Below are 16,073 nucleotides of genomic sequence, written 5' to 3'. Positions count from 1 at the left end.
TACCGCATGAACGGCATGCACGCGCCCGCGCGCCCGGGCCGCCTCGCGCGGCCCGTCCGCTGTCGCGCGACGACGCCAGGCGCCGGCGCGCACGCGCACGCTTGTTGAGCCCCGAACCCGGAGATTCCGCATGACCGCCACGAACGTGCACGTTCACCTGTTTTACGGCGCCGATCCGCGCAGCTATCGCGCCGGCGACAACATCGGCTGCCTGTACGGCTATCACCACGCGGCCTCCGACGAATTCGCCATGAGCTATTCGCGCGACCGCCGCGAATCGCGCCCGGTCAGCGTGGCGCGCCGCGCCCTGAAGGCCGCGCTCGGCTTCGACGCGATCCATGCCTGGCGCAATCGCGAGGCGCTGCTGGCGGCCGACGTGATCTGGACGCATACCGAGCAGGAGCACCTGGCCGCCGCGCTGGTGCTGAAGCTGGCCGGCGCGCGCGGCGCGCGGCCGCTGCTGCTGGCGCAGAGCGTCTGGCTGCTGGACCGCTGGCCGCGCTTCGGCGCGCTGCGCCGCTGGGTCTATCGCAAGCTGCTGGCGCGCGCCGACGTGCTGACCACGCTGGCGCGCGACAACGCCGTGCTGTGCCGCGAGTTCCTGCAGCGCGACGCGGTGCAGGTCTACTACGGGCTCAACACGCAGGACTTCCCGGTGCGCATGCCCGAGACCTGGACGCCGCATCGCCCGCTGCGCATCGCCGCGATCGGCAACGACCGCGACCGCGACTGGGCCACCCTGATCGAGGCCTTCGGCGGCCTGCCGCGCTACCAGGTCAAGCTCGCCACGCGGCGGCGCATTCCGCGCGAGCTGCACCGGCCCAACGTGGAGATCGCCTCCGTGTCCGGCATCGCGAAGCAGCGCGAGTTCTACGACTGGGCCGACGTGATCGTGGTGCCGCTGCGGCCCAACCACCACGCCTCGGGCATCACCGTGATGCTGGAGGCGGCAGCGGTGGGCAAGCCGATGATCGTCAGTGACGTAGGCGGCCTGCGCGACTATTTCCCGAACGATTGCGCGGCCTATGTGCCGGCCTTCGACGCCAGCGCCATGCGCGGCGCGGCCGATCGCATGGTGGCCCAGCCCGAGCGGGGGCTGGCGCGGGCCCGCGCGGCCGCGGCGCGGCTGGTCGAGGCCGACCTCACCACCGAGGCCTTCGCGGCCCAGCACGTGCGGATCACGCGTGAGCTGCTGCAGCGCCGCCGCGTCACGGCCGGCGCCGCCGCGCCGCTGCCGCTGGCCGATTCGCGCACGCCCTCGAACTGACGCACCGAGCCGCATGAGTACGCCCGCCTATCCCGTCGAACCGCTCGTCCGCGCGCGCCGCGGCAAGAAGCCCAAGCGGCGCCTGCTGGCCGAGCCCAGGCACTGGGCCGCGCAGGCCGGCCTGTGGACGCTCACCGGGCTGCTGATCCTCGCGCACCAGGGCTCGATCCTGACCCTGGCGTTCCCCGCGCTGTCGATCGCCACCGGTTTCTGGCTCTACTTCCGCAGCCCCGCGCGCTACGTGGGCTTCGTCTGGTGGCTGTGGTTCCTGGCGCCCGAGGTGCGGCGCCTGGCCGACTGGTCGCGCGGCGCCTACACGCCCACCAGCCTGATCCAGATCGCGCCGCTGGCGGTCACCATGATCTGCGGGCTCGGCCTGCTGCGCCACTACCGCGTGCTGGCGCAGCGGCGCGGCCTGCCGATGCTGATGATCCTGGCGGGCCTGGCCTATGCCTATTTCATCGGGCTGGTCTCGGCGGGCCTCCTGGCCGCCACCTACGACCTGGCCAACTGGATCTACCCGGTGCTGATCGGCTTCCACATCGCGGTGAACGCGCGCGACTACCCCGAGTACCGCGACGTGATCGTCTCGACCTTCGTGTGGGGGATGCTGGTGATGGGCGCCTACGGCATGGTGCAGTTCTTCATCATGCCGGCCTGGGACGTGCTGTGGATGGTGGGCTCGCAGATGGCCTCGCAGGGCGAGCCGGTGCCCTACGGCGTGCGCGTGTTCAGCACCATGAACTCCTCGGGGCCGTTCGCCTTCGCGATGATGGGCTCGCTGGTGTTCATGCTGGCGGCCACCCAGCGGGTGCGCTGGCTGGCCGGCGGCGCCGGCTTCATCGCCTTCATGCTGTGCCTGGTGCGCTCGACCTGGGGCGGCTGGGTGATCGCGCTGGCGGTGCAACTGGCGAAATCCTCGAACCGCGTGCGCCTGCGCATGGTGGTGGGCGCGATGGTGCTGGCCGGGCTGTCGGTGCCGCTGCTCACGGTGGGCCCGGTGGCCGACCGGCTGGGCCAGCGCCTGGAGTCGATCACCAACCTCAAGGACGATCGCAGCTACGACGATCGCAACAAGTTCTACGCCAGCTTCGCGCAGACCGCCTTCACCGACGTGGCGGGCGAGGGGATGGGCGCCACCGGCGCCTCCACCAAGCTGTCCAGCGACAGCGGCGAGCTCGGCAAGTACGGCAGCTTCGACAGCGGCGTGATGAACGTGCCCTTCGTGCTCGGCTGGCCCGGCACGCTGCTCTACCTGTCGGGCACGCTCTGGCTGCTGGCGCGCGCGCTGCGCGTGTCGTTCGGGATGCGCGACGACAAATACGTCGCCGCCTGCGTGAGCCTCGCGATCTCGATCTTCGCGATGCTGGTGTTCACCAATTCGCTGATCGGAACGGGAGGTTTGTTGCTGTTCATGAGTTTGTTTTCGATCCTGGCGGCATCGCATTGGCAAAAAATCCAGCGTGCCGCCGCCAAACGCAATCGGGGAGCAGGACTGTGAGAATCGCCATCGTCACGCACGTGGTCCGTCACAACGACGGGCAAGGCCGCGTCAACTACGAGATCGCACGCGCGGCACTTGCCGAGCAGTGCGAAGTGACGCTCGTCGCGTCGCATGTCGCGCCGGAGCTGCTGGAGCACCCGCGGGTGCGCTGGATCCCGGTGCAGCCGGGCCGCTTCTGGCCGAGCAACCTGCTGCGCCAGCAGGTGTTCGCCCTGAAGAGCGCGCTGTGGATCAACCGTCATCGCGACGAGTTCGACGTGCTGCATGTGAACGGCTTCATCTCGTGGGTGCGTGCCGATGTCAATACCGCGCATTTCGTGCACGGCGGCTGGTTCGCCAGCCGCTACTACCCGTTCTCGCCGGGCCAGGGCCTGTGGTCGGCCTATCAATACGTGTACACGCGCGTCAACGCGGTGCTGGAGCGCTGGGCCTACCGGCGCTCGCGCGCGGTGATCGCGGTGTCGGGCAAGGTGGCCGACGAGATCCGCCGGCTGGGCATCGACGGCAACCGCATCGGCGTGATCTACAACGGCGTGGACGCGCAGGCCTTCGGCGGCGCGCAGCCCGATCGCGGCGCCTACGAGCTGCCGCAGGACGCCTTCCTGCTGCTGTTCGTGGGCGACCTGCGCACGCCGCGCAAGAACCTCGGCACCGTGCTCAAGGCGCTCACCGAGCTGCCCGAGCACGTGCACCTGGCGGTGGCCGGCTACCTGCCGGGCAGCCCCTATCCCGAGGAGGCGCGCGCGCTGGGGATCGCCTCGCGCGTGCACTTCCTGGGCCTGGTCAAGACCATGCCGCAGCTGATGTCCTCGGTGGACGCCTATGTGTTCCCCTCGCGCTACGAGGCGATGAGCCTGTCGCTGCTCGAGGCGATGGCCGCCGGCCTGCCGGTGGTGACCGCGCGCACCGCGGGCGGCGCCGAGATCATCACGGCCGATTGCGGGATCGTGCTCGACGATCCGGACGACGCCAACGCGCTGGCCGGCGCGATCGGCTCGCTCGCGCATTCGCGCGAACGCTGCCGCGAGATGGGGCGCGCCGCGCGCGCCCTGATGAACGATTTCGGCTGGAACCAGATGGGCGCCCAGTACCTGGCACTCTACCGGAGGCTGATTTCCCAACCTCAACCGATTGCGTCGGGCACGCAGGCCGTGAATCCGCCGCCGGCCCACGTGCCGACCCAGGGCCCCGGCCCGTTGCCCACCCAGGAGCCCCTCCGATGAGCACCCTTCCTCAATCTTCGAGCATCAAGTCGTTGCAGATCGGCATGCACTGGTTCCCCGAGCGCGCCGGCGGCCTGGACCGCATGTATTACTCGCTGGTCGGCGCGCTGCCCGGCGCGGGCGTGGCCGTGCGCGGCGTGGTGGCCGGCTCGGGGCGCGTGGCCGCCGACACCGACGGCGCGATCCGCGGTTTCGGCTCCGCCGCGCAATCGCTGCCGCGCCGCATGATGGCCGCGCGCCGCGCGCTGCGCGAGGTGATCCGCCACGAGCGGCCCGACGTGGTGTCCTCGCATTTCGCGCTCTATACCTTTCCGGGGCTCGACGTCACGCGCGGCATTCCGCAGGTCTCGCACTTCCAGGGGCCCTGGGCCGACGAGAGCCAGGTGGAGGGCGCCGATTCGCTGGGCCAGCGCGCCAAGCGCTACCTGGAGCAGACCGTCTACGCGCGTTCCTCGCGGCTGATCGTGCTGTCCAGCGCGTTCGCCGAGATCCTGACCTCGCGCTACGGCATCGCGCGCGACAAGGTGCGGATCGTGCCGGGCTGCGTGGACACCGCCCAGTTCGACCTGCCGATCACGCAGGCCGAGGCGCGCCGCAAGCTGCAACTGCCGCAGGGCCGGCCGATCGTGCTGGCGGTGCGGCGCCTGGTGCGGCGCATGGGGCTGGAGGACCTGATCGACGCGGTCGAGCAGGTGCGCCGCCGCCATCCCGACATCCTGCTGCTGATCGCCGGCAAGGGCCGGCTGGCCGAGGAACTGCAGCAGCGCATCGACGCGGCGGGGCTCGGCGAGCATGTGAAGCTGCTCGGCTTCGTGCCGGACGAGCACCTGGCCGCGCTGTATCGCGCCGCCACCGTCAGCGTGGTGCCGACCGTGGCGCTGGAGGGCTTCGGGCTGATCACGGTGGAATCGCTGGCCTCCGGCACGCCGGTGCTGGTCACGCCGGTGGGCGGCCTGCCCGAGGCCGTCTCGGGGCTCTCCGAGGAACTGGTGCTGGGCGGCACCGGCACGGCGGCGATCGCGCAAGGGCTGGACGGCGCGCTGTCGGGCACGCTCAAGCTGCCCGATGCCGATGCCTGCCGTCGTTACGCGCGCGAGAACTTCGACAATGCGGTGATCGCCAGGCGCGTGGCGCAGGTCTACGAGGAAGCGATCCGCGCGGCCTGAAGCCGGCGGGAGGGAAGGACCAGGCGGTGACGAACAACGGCGCGGGTGCCATCGAGGGCCCGCGCCGTTCGCGTTCAGTGGCGGCCGGCCCGCCACTGCCCGGGCGCGACGCCGAAGCGCCGCGTGAAGGCATGCGTCAAGGCGCTCTGGTCGGCGAACCCGACCTCGGCGGCGATCTCGGCCAGCGCGCGCGAGGGATTGGCGAGCAGCAGCACGGCAGTGTCGAGCCGCAGCTTGAGCAGGTATTGATGGGGTGTTTCGCCGAAGGCGTCGACGAACAATTGATGGAAGCGCCGTATCCCGAAACCGCAATGCGCGGCCAGGTCGGCCACCCGCAGCGGCTCGGCCAGCCGCGTGCGCAGCCAGCGGTCGATGCGCGCGAAATCGAGGCGGGCCGCGTCGCCCGCGGGCGAGGGCGCGCCGTCGAGCAGGGCCTCGCAGAGCCGCGCGGCCGCCTGCCAGTGCAGCGCGCGCGAGTCGCCGCGCGCGGTCAGTTGCGCCAGCTCGTCGACCAGGCTGCCCAGCGCGGGCGCCACCGCGAACGGCCGGCCGCGCTCGAACAGGCGCTCGGGCACCGCCAGCGAGGCGATCGGCAGGTCCAGCACGAGCTGGTGATTGGGGCCGAGCCCGGCGTAGTCGTGCCGCGCGCCGGCCGGGATCAGCCAGGCGTGGCGGCCGTCGATGCGCTCGGCCACGCCGTCGATCGACATCAGCATCTGCCCGTCCACGCCCAGCACGACCTGGTGGAAGTCATGCACGTCCGAGGCCTCGGCGCGCTCGTAGGCACGCAGCGAGATCGACGGGGCGGCGGGGCGGGTAGTCATCGGAAGAAAGGAAAACGGAAAGTGCGGGCATCGATGCGTGAGCGGCTCGGGAGCCGGCGCATGGACCCGGCGGGAAGCCGGCTGGACAAAGCCGGCCTCGCGCCCCGCCCGCGGCCTCAGACGGCCAGCAGCTCGACCTCGAACACCAGGGTGGCGTTCGGCGGGATCACGCCGCCCGCGCCGCGCGCGCCGTAGCCGAGTTCGGCCGGGATCGTCAGGCGGCGCGTGCCGCCGACCTTCATGCCCTGCACGCCCTGGTCCCAGCCCTTGATGACCATGCCGCCGCCGAGCACGAACACGAACGGGTCGTTGCGATCCTTGCTCGAGTCGAACTTCTGGCCATCGGTCAGCCAGCCCGTGTAGTGGACCGTGACGGACTTGCCGGCAACGGCTTCGGCGCCCGAGCCTTCGGTCAGGTCTTCGTACTTGAGGCCGGTTTCGGTGGTAACGACAGTCATCTGCAACTCCTGAATTGAACGGACAAACCGCTATTGTAGGGGAGCCGGCCGGGCAGCGGTCGGCGCGCCCCGGCGGCGCCCCTCAGGACAGGTCCGGATCGACGCGCGGTTCGGCATCGTTGGTGTCGAAGCGTTCGCCGAAGCGGGTCGGCACCACGATGCGCGGATGCGGCCCGCCGGCGATGCCCTCGGCCGCGGCGCGGTCCACCAGCGCAAAGGCCTCCGACATCATGGTCTGCACGTCCTGGCGCAGCATCGTCACGTCGAAGGGCAGGTGCACCGCGAACGGGTCCCAGTCGAAACAGCCGACCACGGCGCGCTGCCATTCGGCCAGCGGCAGGTCGGCCGCGTATTGCACCAGCCCTTCGAAGGCGGTGATCGAGTTCATCAGCATGCCGGCCGGCAGGCGGCCGAGCCGCGCCACGCGCCGCGCCAGCGCCTCGCGCGTGGCGGCCGGGCCGTAGCCGCAGCACTCGATCGCGTCCCCGGCCGGGGCCGGCAGGCCGCGCGCCGCGAAGGCGTCGCGAAAGCCGGCGATCCGCATCTCGGTGGCGTATTCGTGGGCGATCCCGCCCAGCAGGATCAGCTCCTCGGGCGCCGCGCCGCGCGCGAGCACCTTGTCGAGCAGCATGCCGGCCAGGGTGCTGGCGCCCTGGCGGTTGTCCGACACCACCGAGGGCGCGCCCTCGCCGGGCAGGTCGAGGTTGACCGAGGGCACGCCGGCATCGGCGCACAGCGCGTTGAGCGGCCCCGGGTCGCGCACCCCGGCGATGAACAGCAGCTCGACGCGCTGCGACAGCAGGGTCCGGGTCACGTTCAGCTCCATCTCCGGATCGCGCTTGGTGCCCACCACGATCGGGCACAGCGCGCGGCCCTTGGCGCGTTCCTCGAAGGTTTCGGCCAGCCCCGCGAAGAAGCGGTTGCGGTAGTGCGGAATGATCATCCCGGCCAGCCCCGAGCGCGACAGCCGCAGCCCGCGCGCGCTCTGGTTGACGTGGTAGCCGAGCGCGCGCGCGCACTCGAGGATGCGGCGCGCGGTGTCCTCCTTGATGCGGTAGCGCGCCCAGTTGCCGTTCAGCACCATGCTGACCGTCGAGGTCGACGAGCCGGTGGCCCGCGCGATGTCGTAGATGGTCGATTTCTTGCCGCTGGATGTGGAGTTCATTGGTCGTCCCGTGCGCGCCTGCCTCGGAATCCTGGCGGGGCGGGGGCGGGCCGCTCCGCTTGCCATTATCAGGGTTTTCCCATGCTTCCCGTTGGCGCTGAATGGATTCAGCATACACGAACTTTTGTTGCTGAATGGATTTAGCAGCAAAAAGCGAACTGTAAGAACGCCGCTTGCCGGCCCCTCGGCACGGCAGCGGCCCTCACTGGAACGGGAGGAGACATGGTTGGCAACTTGATGCGCAGGATCTGCGTGGGCATGACGGCATTCGCGCTGGCGACGGGCTTGGCGCTCGCCTCGCCGGACAAGCCGGTGATCGGCGTGGTGGTGAAGGTGGGCGGGATTCCCTGGTTCAACGCGATGGAGGCCGGCATCAAGAAGCGCGCCGACCAGCTCGGCGTGAAGGCCTTCATGGTGGGCCCGACCAGCGCCGACCCGGCCCTGCAGGTGCGCGCCATCGAGGACCTGATCGCCCAGCACGTCGACGTGATCGGCGTGGTGCCGAACGACGCGCAGGTGCTCGAGCCGGTGCTGCAGCGCGCGCGGGCGGCCGGCATCAAGGTGATCACGCACGAGTCGCCGCAGCAGAAGAACGCCGACTGGGATTTCGAGCTGGCCTCGGCCAAGGGTTTCGGCGAGGCCTATGCCAAGCGGCTCGCCGCCCTGGTGGGCGGCAAGGGCGAGTACGCGGTGTTCGTCGGCTCGCTGACGGTGCCGCTGCACAACGCCTGGGCCGACGCGGCGATCGCCTGGCTGAAGGCCAACGCGCCGGGCATGACCCTGGTGGGCGACCGCTACGGCGTGGCCGAGAACGTCGACGCCTCGCGCCAGACCGCGCTGGACCTGATGCGCGCCCACCCGAACCTGCGCGCGATCCTGGCCTTCGGCAGCCAGGGCCCGATCGGCGCGGCGCGCGCGGTGGCCGAGCGCGAGCAGAAGGGCAAGGTGATCGTGCTGGGGCCGTTCTCGCCGGGGCAGGGCCGGCGCCTGGTGCATGACGGCGTGCTCACCGGCGGCTACATGTGGAATCCGGAGCTGGCCGGCGAGGTGTTCGTCACGCTCGGCACGATGGTCGCCAAGGGCCAGCCGATCAAGGACGGCATGACGATCCCGGGCCTCGGCGTGGTGCACCCGAGCGGCCACAACCTGATCGTCGACCAGCTGGTCGATCTCAACGACAAGACCGTCGACGATCTCGCCAAGCTCGGCCTCTGAAGTGTGACGGCGCGCGGGGCGGCCCCGCCTCGCGCGCGCATCGTGTACTGGAGATTCGTGCCATGAATCCAGCTTCCCCCGGGCAGGCCGCGGCCGTTGCCGCCGCGGTGGCCCCGCCGCTGCTGCAACTGGAGAACGTCTCGAAGACCTTCGGCGGCGTGAAGGCGCTGCAGCAGGTGAGCTTCGAGGTGCTGCCGGGCGAGGTGCTGTGCCTGGCCGGCGAGAACGGCTGCGGCAAGAGCACCCTGATCAAGATCGTCAGCGGCGTCTACCAGCCCGAGCCGGGCTCGCGGATGCGTTTCGACGGCGAGCCGGTCGAGGCGCTCGATCCGGCCGGCGCGCGCCGGCTCGGCATCCAGGTGATCTGGCAGGACCTCGCGCTGTTTCCCGAGATGACGGTGGCCGAGAACATCGCCTTCGAGCAGAACCTCGGCGAGCGGCTGCGCTGGGTTGACTACGGCCGCATGCAGGCCTCGGCGCGCCGCATCCTGGCGCGGCTCGGCGTCGAGCTCGACCTGGAGCGCCCGGTGCGCAAGCTGTCGATCGCGCAGCGGCAGATCGTGGCGATCGCGCGGGCCCTGGTGGCCGAGGCGCGGCTGGTGTTCATGGACGAGCCGACCGCCTCGCTGAGCCACGCCGAGACCGAGGCGCTGCTGGCGATCGTGCGGCGCCTGTCGGCCGACGGCATCGCGGTGGTGTTCGTCAGCCACCGGCTGGCCGAGGTGCTGGCGGTGTGCACGCGCGTGACGGTGATGCGCGACGGCCGCCAGGTCGGCACCTTCCCGACCGCCGGCATGACGCAGACGCGGCTCGGCGAGCTGATGACGGGCCGCAGCCTCGACTACGCGGTGCGCGACGCCGACCTGTCGGCCGCGCCGGTGGTGCTGCGCGTCGAGCGGCTCACGCGTGGGCGCGAATACCGGGAGATCTCCCTCGAGATCCGCCGCGGCGAGATCCTCGGCCTGACCGGGCGGCTCGGCGCCGGGCGTACCGAGTTGGCGCTCTCGCTGTTCGGCATGACGCGGCCCGAGTCGGGCGAGATCGAGCTGGAAGGGCGCGCGCTCGCGCTGCGCTCGAACCGCGACGCGATCGGCGCCGGCATCGCCTACGTCTCGGAGGACCGGCTGCAGCTCGGCCTGGTGCAGCCGCAGTCGATCGGCGACAACACCTGCATCGCCGTGCTCGACGAACTGCTCGACGGCGCGCGGCTGATCGCGCCGGGCCGGCGCGAGGCCCTGGTGCGCGACTGGATCCGCCGCCTGGCGGTGAAGATCGGCCATCCCGACGATCCGGTCTCGACGCTGTCGGGCGGCAACCAGCAGCGCGTGGTGCTGGCCAAGTGGCTGGCCACCAGCCCGAAGGTGCTGATCCTCGACTCGCCGACGGTGGGCGTGGACGTCGGCGCGCGCGCCGGCATCTTCGCCATCATCCGCGAGCTGGCGCAGGCGGGCATGGCGATCCTGCTGATCTCCGACGAGATTCCCGAGGTCTATTTCAACGCCGATCGGATCCTGCACATGCGCGATGGCCGTCTCGTCGCCGAGTACGTGCCGGGCGCGGTTCCGATCGACCATATCGAGCGAGACGTCCATGCATGAGCTGCTGCGCAAGACCGGGATCGGCTCGATCGAGGCGCTGCTGATCGCCGTGCTCGCCGTGATGGCGATCGGCCTCGGCCTCACCACCTCGACCTTCCTGACGCTGTCCAACCTGTTCGACCTGCTCAACCAGAGCGCGGTCAACATCATCTTCGCGGTCGGCCTGCTGGTGGTGCTGATCGCCGGCGGCATCGACATCTCCTTCGCGGTGGGCGCCTCGGTCACGCAGTACCTGACCGCGCTGGCCGTGAACCACCTCGGCGGCGGCAACTGGGCGCTCGGCTTCGCGGCCTCGCTCGGCTTCGGCTTCCTGCTCGGCGCGTTCAACGCGACCATCATCTACCGCTTCCGGATCGTCTCGATCGTGGTGACCATCGCCACCTTCAACCTGTTCTTCGGCGGACTGATGTTCGTCACCGGCGGCGTGTCGATCTACGACCTGCCCGACTGGTGGATGAACCGCGTCTCGCTGCTGCAACTGGGCACGTCCAGCGGGGTGGCCACGCTGTCGCTGCCGGTGGCGGTGATGGCGGCCTGCGTGGCGGCCACCTGGTTCCTGCTGCGCCGGACCACGGCGGGCCGCCAGCTCTACGCCACCGGCGACAACCCGGAGGCGGCGCGGCGCGTGGGCATCCGCATCGGCCGCATGCACTACCTCGCCTACGGCTGGCTCGGCATGATGAGCGGCGTGGCCGGGCTGATGCAGGCGCACTACGTGCAGGAGGTGGTGCCCAACGCGCTCTACGGGCGCGAGCTGGAGGTGCTGGCGGCCGTGGTGCTGGGCGGCGCGCGCCTGGGCGGCGGGCGCGGCACGGTGCTCGGCGCGATCCTCGGCATCCTGCTGGTGTCGGTCACGGCCAACGGCCTGAACCTGCTCGGCATTTCCTCGTATGCGTACAAGATGATCGTCGGCGCGGTGATCCTGGTCGCGATCACGCTGTCCAGCGAGGGCGCCGCGCGCCTGGTCGGCACGCGTGTCTCGGCTTCTCGCGCCAAGGTGGGCTCATGAACACGTCGCAATCCCGTACTTCGTCCGTGTTCCGCGTGCCGGCCGATGTGGCCGGCCTGCTGGGCTTCCTGGCGGTGGTGGTGATCGGCATGAGCCTCGCTTCGGACCGTTTCCTGACGGCCGGCACCTTCCAGTCGATCGCGTTCCAGTTGCCCGAGCTGGGCCTGTTCGCGCTGGCCATGCTGATGCCGCTGATCTCGGGCGGCTTCAACCTGGCCGCCACCTTCACCGCCAACATGGCGGGCCTGGCGATGGCCTGGGTGATCCAGTCGCACGGCGGCGCCGATGCCAGCCTCGGCGTGGTGCTGCTCGGCATCCTCGCGGCGCTGGCCACGGGCGCCGCGGCCGGCGCGATGATCGGCGCGATCATCGCCTACACCGGCGCGAGCCCGATCCTGGTGTCGCTGTCGGCGATGATCTTCCTGCGCGGCCTGGGCGAATTCCTCACGTGCGGCGGCGACATTTCCGGCTTCCCGCATTCGGTGCGCTACCTCGGCAACGGGCTGTGGCTCGGCGTGCCGGTGCCGCTGTGGATCTTCATCGCCTGCGCGCTGGCCTGGCACGTGGTGATGACGCGCTCGCGGCTCGGTTTCACCACCCGCATGGTCGGCTCGAACCTGGAGGCCACGCGCTACTCGGGCATCGCCACGGCGCGCGCGATCACCCGCATCTACCTGCTCTCGGGCCTGATGTGCGGGGTGGCCGGGGTGGTGATGCTGTGCAGCTTCAACTCGGTGCGCGTCGGCCACGGCGAGGCCTTCCTGCTGATCTCGGTGCTGGCCTGCTTCCTCGGCCGGGTCGATCCGTTCGGCGGCTTCGGCCGGGTGGTGCCGGTGGTGATCGCGCTGGTGATCCTGCAGGTGATCGCCTCGGGCCTGAACCTGCTGGGTGCCAACCAGCACCTGGCCACCGCCCTGTGGGGCGCCTTCCTGCTCGCCGTGATGCTGGCCCGCTGGGCCTGGGCGCAAGGCGGGCTGCCATCCCTCATCCGCGAGCGCGGGCCCCGATCCCCGGTGGCCGCGCCCGCATCCCGTCGACACAAGGAGAGCGAATGAACAAGCTGGGCGTACATGCACTGGTCTGGGAGGCCGGCTGGAGCCACGAGGAAGCCGCGCGCGCGATCGCGAACACGGCCGAGGTGGGTTTCGACTTCATCGAGATCCCGGCGCTCGATCCGGCCTCGATCGATACCGCCTTCACGCGCCGCGAGCTGGAGCGCGCCGGCATCGGCTGCAGCTTCTCGCTGGGGCTCGATGCCGATTCCGACATCTCCAGCGGCGACCCGGAGAAGGCCGCGCGCGGCAAGCGCAAGCTCGAGGCCGCGATCCGCGTGGCGCACGAGTGCGGCGCGAAGCATGTCTGCGGTATCCTCTACTCCGCATTCCAGAAGAACTTCGTGCCGACCACCCCGGCCGGCGTCGCGATGTCGGTCGAGATCCTCGCGCAGGTGGCGCAGACGGCCGAGGCGGGCGGCATCATGCTCGGCCTCGAGGTGGTCAACCGCTACGAGTCGAACGTGCTGAACACGGCCTCGCAGGGCGTCGAGCTCTGCGAGCGGATCGGCCGGCCGAACGTGTTGGTGCATCTGGATACCTACCACATGAACATCGAGGAATCCGACGTGATGACGGCGATACGCGAAACCGGCGCGCATCTGGGCTATTTCCATACCGGCGATTCGCATCGCGGTTACCTGGGCTCGGGCAGCATCGACTTCGCGGAAGTGTTCCGCGCGCTGGTGTTCTCGGGCTACACCGGGCCGATCACCTTCGAGAGCTTTTCCTCGCGCGTGGTCGGGCAGCCGCTGGAGGGGATCCTCGCGATCTGGCGCAACCTCTGGGAAGACGGGCGCGATCTCGCCTCGCACGCGCTGATGTACACGCGCGCCCAGCTCAAGTCGGCCCAGGAAGCGCTCAAGCAGGCCGAGCGGAGCCGCCTGCCATGAGCGTGACGCGCGACGTCGATTTCGCCGCGCTGGTGGCGGCGCTGGCCGATGCCGATCCGGCCGAGCGCCGCATCGTGGCGGTGGCCGGGCCGCCCGGCGCGGGCAAGAGCACCTTCGCCGAGCGCCTGCGCGAGGCGCTGGACGCGCCGGCGCCGGGTCGCGCCGCGCTGCTGGCGATGGACGGCTTCCACTACGACGATCGCGTGCTGGAGGCGCGCGGCGATCGCCCGCGCAAGGGCGCGCCGCATACCTTCGACATCGACGGGCTGGGCGCCATGCTGGCGCGCCTGAAGGCCGACGACGGCCGCGAGATCGCGGTGCCGGTGTTCGACCGCTCGATCGAGATCGCCCGCGCCGGCGCGGCGATCATCCCGGCCGGCGCGCGCATCGTGGTGGTGGAGGGCAACTACCTGCTGCTCGACGATCCGGCCTGGGCACCGCTGCGCGCCTTCTTCGATCTCACCGTGATGCTGCAGGTGCCGCGCGCGGTGCTGGTCGAGCGGCTCTCGGCGCGCTGGCACGGCTACGGCATGAGCGAGGAGGCGATCGTCGAGAAGCTCGACGGCAACGACCTGCCCAACGTCGATCGCGTGCTGACGGGCTGCGTGGCGGCCGACTTCCGCGTCGCGAACGTCTAGCGGCGCGGCGGCGGTGGGCTGCCGGCGGGATTGCCGGCGGGATTGCCGGCGTCTTCCGCGTCGAGCTCGAACTGGTAGCCCACGCCGTAGATCGAGCGGATGAAGTCGCGCTCGGGGCGTACCGCCTGCAGCTTGCGGCGCAGGTTCTTCACATGGCTGTCGACGGTGCGGTCGGTGACCACGCGATGGTCGTCGTAGAGCCGCCGCAGCAGGAAATCCCGCGAATAGATGCGGCCCGGGTTGGCCACCAGCAGCGCCAGGAGGCGCAGCTCGACCGGCGTCAGGTGCAGGTTGCGGCCGTCGAGCCGCGCCACGTGATGCTCGGGGTCGATCTCGAACGGCGCCGCGCCGCCGTCGGCCGCGCTTGCCTCGTGGCCCGCCTCGCCTTTCCCCTTTTTCTCGGCTTGCTTCTCGGCCTGCTCGATCCGGCGCAGGATCGCCTTGACGCGCGCCACCACCTCGCGCGGGCTGAAGGGCTTGCAGACATAGTCGTCGGCGCCGAGCTCGAGGCCGAGCAGGCGGTCGATCTCGTCGACGCGCGCGGTCAGGATGATCACCGGGATGGTCGAGAAGCCGCGCAGCTCGCGGCATATGTCGAGGCCGCCGCGCCCCGGCAGCATCAGGTCGAGCAGCACCAGCGAGGGCGCGTGCGCGCGCACGTGGGGCACCACCTCGCGGCCGTCGGCGACGATCGCGGTGGCGTAACCGTCGGCGTGCAGGTAGTCGGCCAGCAGGGCCGAGAGCTTGGGTTCGTCCTCGACGATCAGGATGGAGGGGCCAGGGCGATCAGGGTTCATGGTCCGGCTCGAGCAGGGGAAACAGCATCATGATCCAGAGGCCGCCGAGCGGCGAGCGGCGCGCCGCGATGCTGCCGCCATGCGCCTCGACGATGTGCTTGCAGAGCGCCAGGCCCAGGCCCGAGCCGCCGCTCTGGCGGCTGCGCGAGACGTCGACGCGGAACAGCCGCTCGAACACCTGGCCGAGCATCGGCTCGGGCACGCCCGGGTGCGAGTCGAGCACGTCGAGCTGCACGTGCCGGCCGCTGGCGCTGACCGCCACCCGCACGCTGCCGCCGGCATCGGTGTAGCGCAGCGCATTCTCGAGCAGGTTCTGCAGCAGTTGGGCGAGCCGGTGCGGGTCGCCCGAGACCAGCACCGGGCCGGCCGGGATCCGCGTCTCCAGCGCGATGCGCTTGGCGCCGAGCCGGTCGACGAAGGACTCGGCGGCGATCTCGGCCACCCGCGCCACGTCCACCGCGATCATCTCGAACGAGAGCGCGCCGATATCGGCCAGCGAGAGCTCGTGCAGGTCGTCGATCAGCTTGCTCAGCAGCGCGATCTCGGCCTGCAGCGAGGCGAAGGTGCCGGCGTCGGGGCGCCGCACGCCGTCCTCGAGCGCCTCGATCTCGCCGCGCAGCACGGCCAGCGGCGTGCGCAGCTCGTGAGAGATGTCGGCGATGAAGTTGCGCCGCGCGCGCTCGGCGGCGGCCAGCGATTCGGCCAGCCGGTTGAAGTCGCCCGCCAGCTGGCTCAGTTCGTCGCTGCCGCGCTCGGGCACGCGCACCGCGTACTGGCCTTCGGCGAGCCGGTGGGTGGCGCGCACGATGCGCCGCACCGGCGCCAGGATCAGCCGCGCCAGCACCATCGAGACCAGGGCCGAGAGCACCGCCGCCGCGATCACGATCACCCAGGTGGCGCGCGACTGCTGCATCTGGAAGCGCTGGTCGGCCGCGTAGAACAGGCCGCCGGGGCGCGCCACCGAGAGCCAGCCGACCAGCTTGCCGCCCGAGTTCAGCGCATGCAGCGGCGTGCCGGGCGGCGGCGGGTAGCCGGCGATGCGGTGGCGCCCGGCGTCGTAGAGCGCGATCGGCGGCGGATGATGGAAGCCGGGCGGGTGCTCGCGCCAGCCGTCGCGGGGGCCCGGGTAGGGCGGTGGCGTGGAGTAGGCCGGATCGGTGCTGGTGTCGGCGCGCTGGCTTGCCGGGATGGGAGGCGAGGCGGCCGGCGTCGAGGCCGCGCCTCCCGCGGTGCCGGCCGAAGCCGCTGCGTCGGCGGCTTCGCG

At 71.0% G+C, this 16,073-nt stretch carries 15 protein-coding genes; 10 read left to right on the top strand and 5 right to left on the bottom strand.

Annotated elements, in window-relative coordinates:
- The first annotated feature begins 130 nt into the window (after window positions 1–130).
- The 4 genes from F3J18_RS29375 to F3J18_RS29360 are packed head-to-tail and all read left to right on the top strand — an operon-like array spanning window position 131 to window position 5,160.
- Window positions 131–1,267 carry a glycosyltransferase gene (locus F3J18_RS29375; protein WP_025101161.1) on the top strand — a complete coding sequence of 379 codons (1,137 nt, stop codon included), beginning with the start codon at window positions 131–133 and terminating at the stop codon, window positions 1,265–1,267.
- A 13-nt stretch (window positions 1,268–1,280) separates the two neighbouring features.
- A complete protein-coding gene (locus tag F3J18_RS29370) occupies window positions 1,281–2,768 on the top strand; it encodes a glucose-6-phosphate isomerase (RefSeq protein ID WP_205195613.1) in 1,488 nt (495 codons plus the stop codon).
- Window positions 2,765–3,994 carry a glycosyltransferase family 4 protein gene (locus tag F3J18_RS29365; RefSeq protein WP_025101163.1) on the top strand — a complete coding sequence of 410 codons (1,230 nt, stop codon included), beginning with the start codon at window positions 2,765–2,767 and terminating at the stop codon, window positions 3,992–3,994. The genes F3J18_RS29370 and F3J18_RS29365 overlap by 4 nt, the downstream gene beginning before the upstream one ends.
- Window positions 3,991–5,160, top strand: a complete 1,170-nt coding sequence (locus tag F3J18_RS29360) for a glycosyltransferase family 4 protein (RefSeq protein ID WP_166915656.1) — start codon at window positions 3,991–3,993, stop codon at window positions 5,158–5,160. The genes F3J18_RS29365 and F3J18_RS29360 overlap by 4 nt, the downstream gene beginning before the upstream one ends.
- A gap of 74 nt (window positions 5,161–5,234) precedes the next feature.
- On the opposite strand, the gene F3J18_RS29355 is transcribed toward F3J18_RS29360, so the two are convergent.
- From F3J18_RS29355 to F3J18_RS29345, 3 genes are all read right to left on the bottom strand, one after another.
- Entirely contained in the window at window positions 5,235–5,984 is a 750-nt protein-coding gene (locus tag F3J18_RS29355; protein ID WP_166915654.1) for an AraC family transcriptional regulator, read from the bottom strand.
- Between the two features lie 116 nt (window positions 5,985–6,100).
- The gene (locus F3J18_RS29350) at window positions 6,101–6,442 is read right to left on the bottom strand and encodes an FKBP-type peptidyl-prolyl cis-trans isomerase (RefSeq protein ID WP_013690936.1); all 342 of its coding nucleotides are present in this window, start codon (window positions 6,440–6,442) and stop codon (window positions 6,101–6,103) included.
- Window positions 6,443–6,524: 82 nt separating this feature from the next.
- On the bottom strand, window positions 6,525–7,607 hold the full coding sequence (locus F3J18_RS29345) for a LacI family DNA-binding transcriptional regulator (RefSeq protein ID WP_166915652.1): 1,083 nt from the start codon (window positions 7,605–7,607) through the stop codon (window positions 6,525–6,527).
- A gap of 222 nt (window positions 7,608–7,829) precedes the next feature.
- On the opposite strand from F3J18_RS29345, the gene F3J18_RS29340 reads away from it, so the two are divergent.
- The 6 genes from F3J18_RS29340 (at window position 7,830) to F3J18_RS29315 (ending at window position 14,012) form a co-directional block, all read left to right on the top strand.
- Window positions 7,830–8,822, top strand: coding sequence for a substrate-binding domain-containing protein (locus F3J18_RS29340; RefSeq protein WP_025101167.1), 993 nt, complete (start codon window positions 7,830–7,832; stop codon window positions 8,820–8,822).
- A 62-nt stretch (window positions 8,823–8,884) separates the two neighbouring features.
- Entirely contained in the window at window positions 8,885–10,420 is a 1,536-nt protein-coding gene (locus tag F3J18_RS29335; RefSeq protein WP_166915650.1) for a sugar ABC transporter ATP-binding protein, read from the top strand.
- On the top strand, window positions 10,413–11,429 hold the full coding sequence (locus F3J18_RS29330) for an ABC transporter permease (protein WP_051598378.1): 1,017 nt from the start codon (window positions 10,413–10,415) through the stop codon (window positions 11,427–11,429). The genes F3J18_RS29335 and F3J18_RS29330 overlap by 8 nt, the downstream gene beginning before the upstream one ends.
- The gene (locus tag F3J18_RS29325; protein WP_166915648.1) at window positions 11,426–12,484 is read left to right on the top strand and encodes an ABC transporter permease; all 1,059 of its coding nucleotides are present in this window, start codon (window positions 11,426–11,428) and stop codon (window positions 12,482–12,484) included. Before F3J18_RS29330 ends, F3J18_RS29325 begins: the two co-directional genes overlap by 4 nt.
- Window positions 12,481–13,374: a sugar phosphate isomerase/epimerase gene (locus tag F3J18_RS29320; protein WP_013690930.1), complete on the top strand. Its 894-nt coding sequence runs from the start codon at window positions 12,481–12,483 to the stop codon at window positions 13,372–13,374. The genes F3J18_RS29325 and F3J18_RS29320 overlap by 4 nt, the downstream gene beginning before the upstream one ends.
- Window positions 13,371–14,012: a nucleoside/nucleotide kinase family protein gene (locus F3J18_RS29315; protein WP_166915646.1), complete on the top strand. Its 642-nt coding sequence runs from the start codon at window positions 13,371–13,373 to the stop codon at window positions 14,010–14,012. Before F3J18_RS29320 ends, F3J18_RS29315 begins: the two co-directional genes overlap by 4 nt.
- Here the strand turns inward: F3J18_RS29315 and F3J18_RS29310 are convergent.
- Together F3J18_RS29310 and F3J18_RS29305 are read right to left on the bottom strand one after the other, a co-directional pair.
- The gene (locus F3J18_RS29310) at window positions 14,009–14,809 is read right to left on the bottom strand and encodes a response regulator (protein ID WP_166915644.1); all 801 of its coding nucleotides are present in this window, start codon (window positions 14,807–14,809) and stop codon (window positions 14,009–14,011) included. The genes F3J18_RS29315 and F3J18_RS29310 overlap by 4 nt on opposite strands.
- Window positions 14,799–16,073: ATP-binding protein (locus F3J18_RS29305; RefSeq protein WP_275691841.1), on the bottom strand; the 1,275-nt coding region annotated here is incomplete at its 5' end. The genes F3J18_RS29310 and F3J18_RS29305, both read right to left, overlap by 11 nt.

The sequence above is a fragment of the Burkholderia sp. Ax-1720 genome, assembly GCF_011753035.1.
Classification (GTDB): domain Bacteria; phylum Pseudomonadota; class Gammaproteobacteria; order Burkholderiales; family Burkholderiaceae; genus Burkholderia; species Burkholderia gladioli.
The sequence above is the reverse complement of the archived record's forward strand: the minus strand, read 5'-3'. Positions and strand labels throughout refer to the sequence as shown.

Coding starts and splice junctions, on each gene's coding strand:
- F3J18_RS29375 (WP_025101161.1), top strand. CDS start 131: ATGACCGCCACGAACGTGCACGTTCACCTGTTTTACGGCGCCGATCCG.
- F3J18_RS29370 (WP_205195613.1), top strand. CDS start 1,281: ATGAGTACGCCCGCCTATCCCGTCGAACCGCTCGTCCGCGCGCGCCGC.
- F3J18_RS29360 (WP_166915656.1), top strand. CDS start 3,991: ATGAGCACCCTTCCTCAATCTTCGAGCATCAAGTCGTTGCAGATCGGC.
- F3J18_RS29355 (WP_166915654.1), bottom strand. CDS start 5,984: ATGACTACCCGCCCCGCCGCCCCGTCGATCTCGCTGCGTGCCTACGAG.
- F3J18_RS29350 (WP_013690936.1), bottom strand. CDS start 6,442: ATGACTGTCGTTACCACCGAAACCGGCCTCAAGTACGAAGACCTGACC.
- F3J18_RS29345 (WP_166915652.1), bottom strand. CDS start 7,607: ATGAACTCCACATCCAGCGGCAAGAAATCGACCATCTACGACATCGCG.
- F3J18_RS29340 (WP_025101167.1), top strand. CDS start 7,830: ATGGTTGGCAACTTGATGCGCAGGATCTGCGTGGGCATGACGGCATTC.
- F3J18_RS29335 (WP_166915650.1), top strand. CDS start 8,885: ATGAATCCAGCTTCCCCCGGGCAGGCCGCGGCCGTTGCCGCCGCGGTG.
- F3J18_RS29330 (WP_051598378.1), top strand. CDS start 10,413: ATGCATGAGCTGCTGCGCAAGACCGGGATCGGCTCGATCGAGGCGCTG.
- F3J18_RS29325 (WP_166915648.1), top strand. CDS start 11,426: ATGAACACGTCGCAATCCCGTACTTCGTCCGTGTTCCGCGTGCCGGCC.
- F3J18_RS29320 (WP_013690930.1), top strand. CDS start 12,481: ATGAACAAGCTGGGCGTACATGCACTGGTCTGGGAGGCCGGCTGGAGC.
- F3J18_RS29315 (WP_166915646.1), top strand. CDS start 13,371: ATGAGCGTGACGCGCGACGTCGATTTCGCCGCGCTGGTGGCGGCGCTG.
- F3J18_RS29310 (WP_166915644.1), bottom strand. CDS start 14,809: ATGAACCCTGATCGCCCTGGCCCCTCCATCCTGATCGTCGAGGACGAA.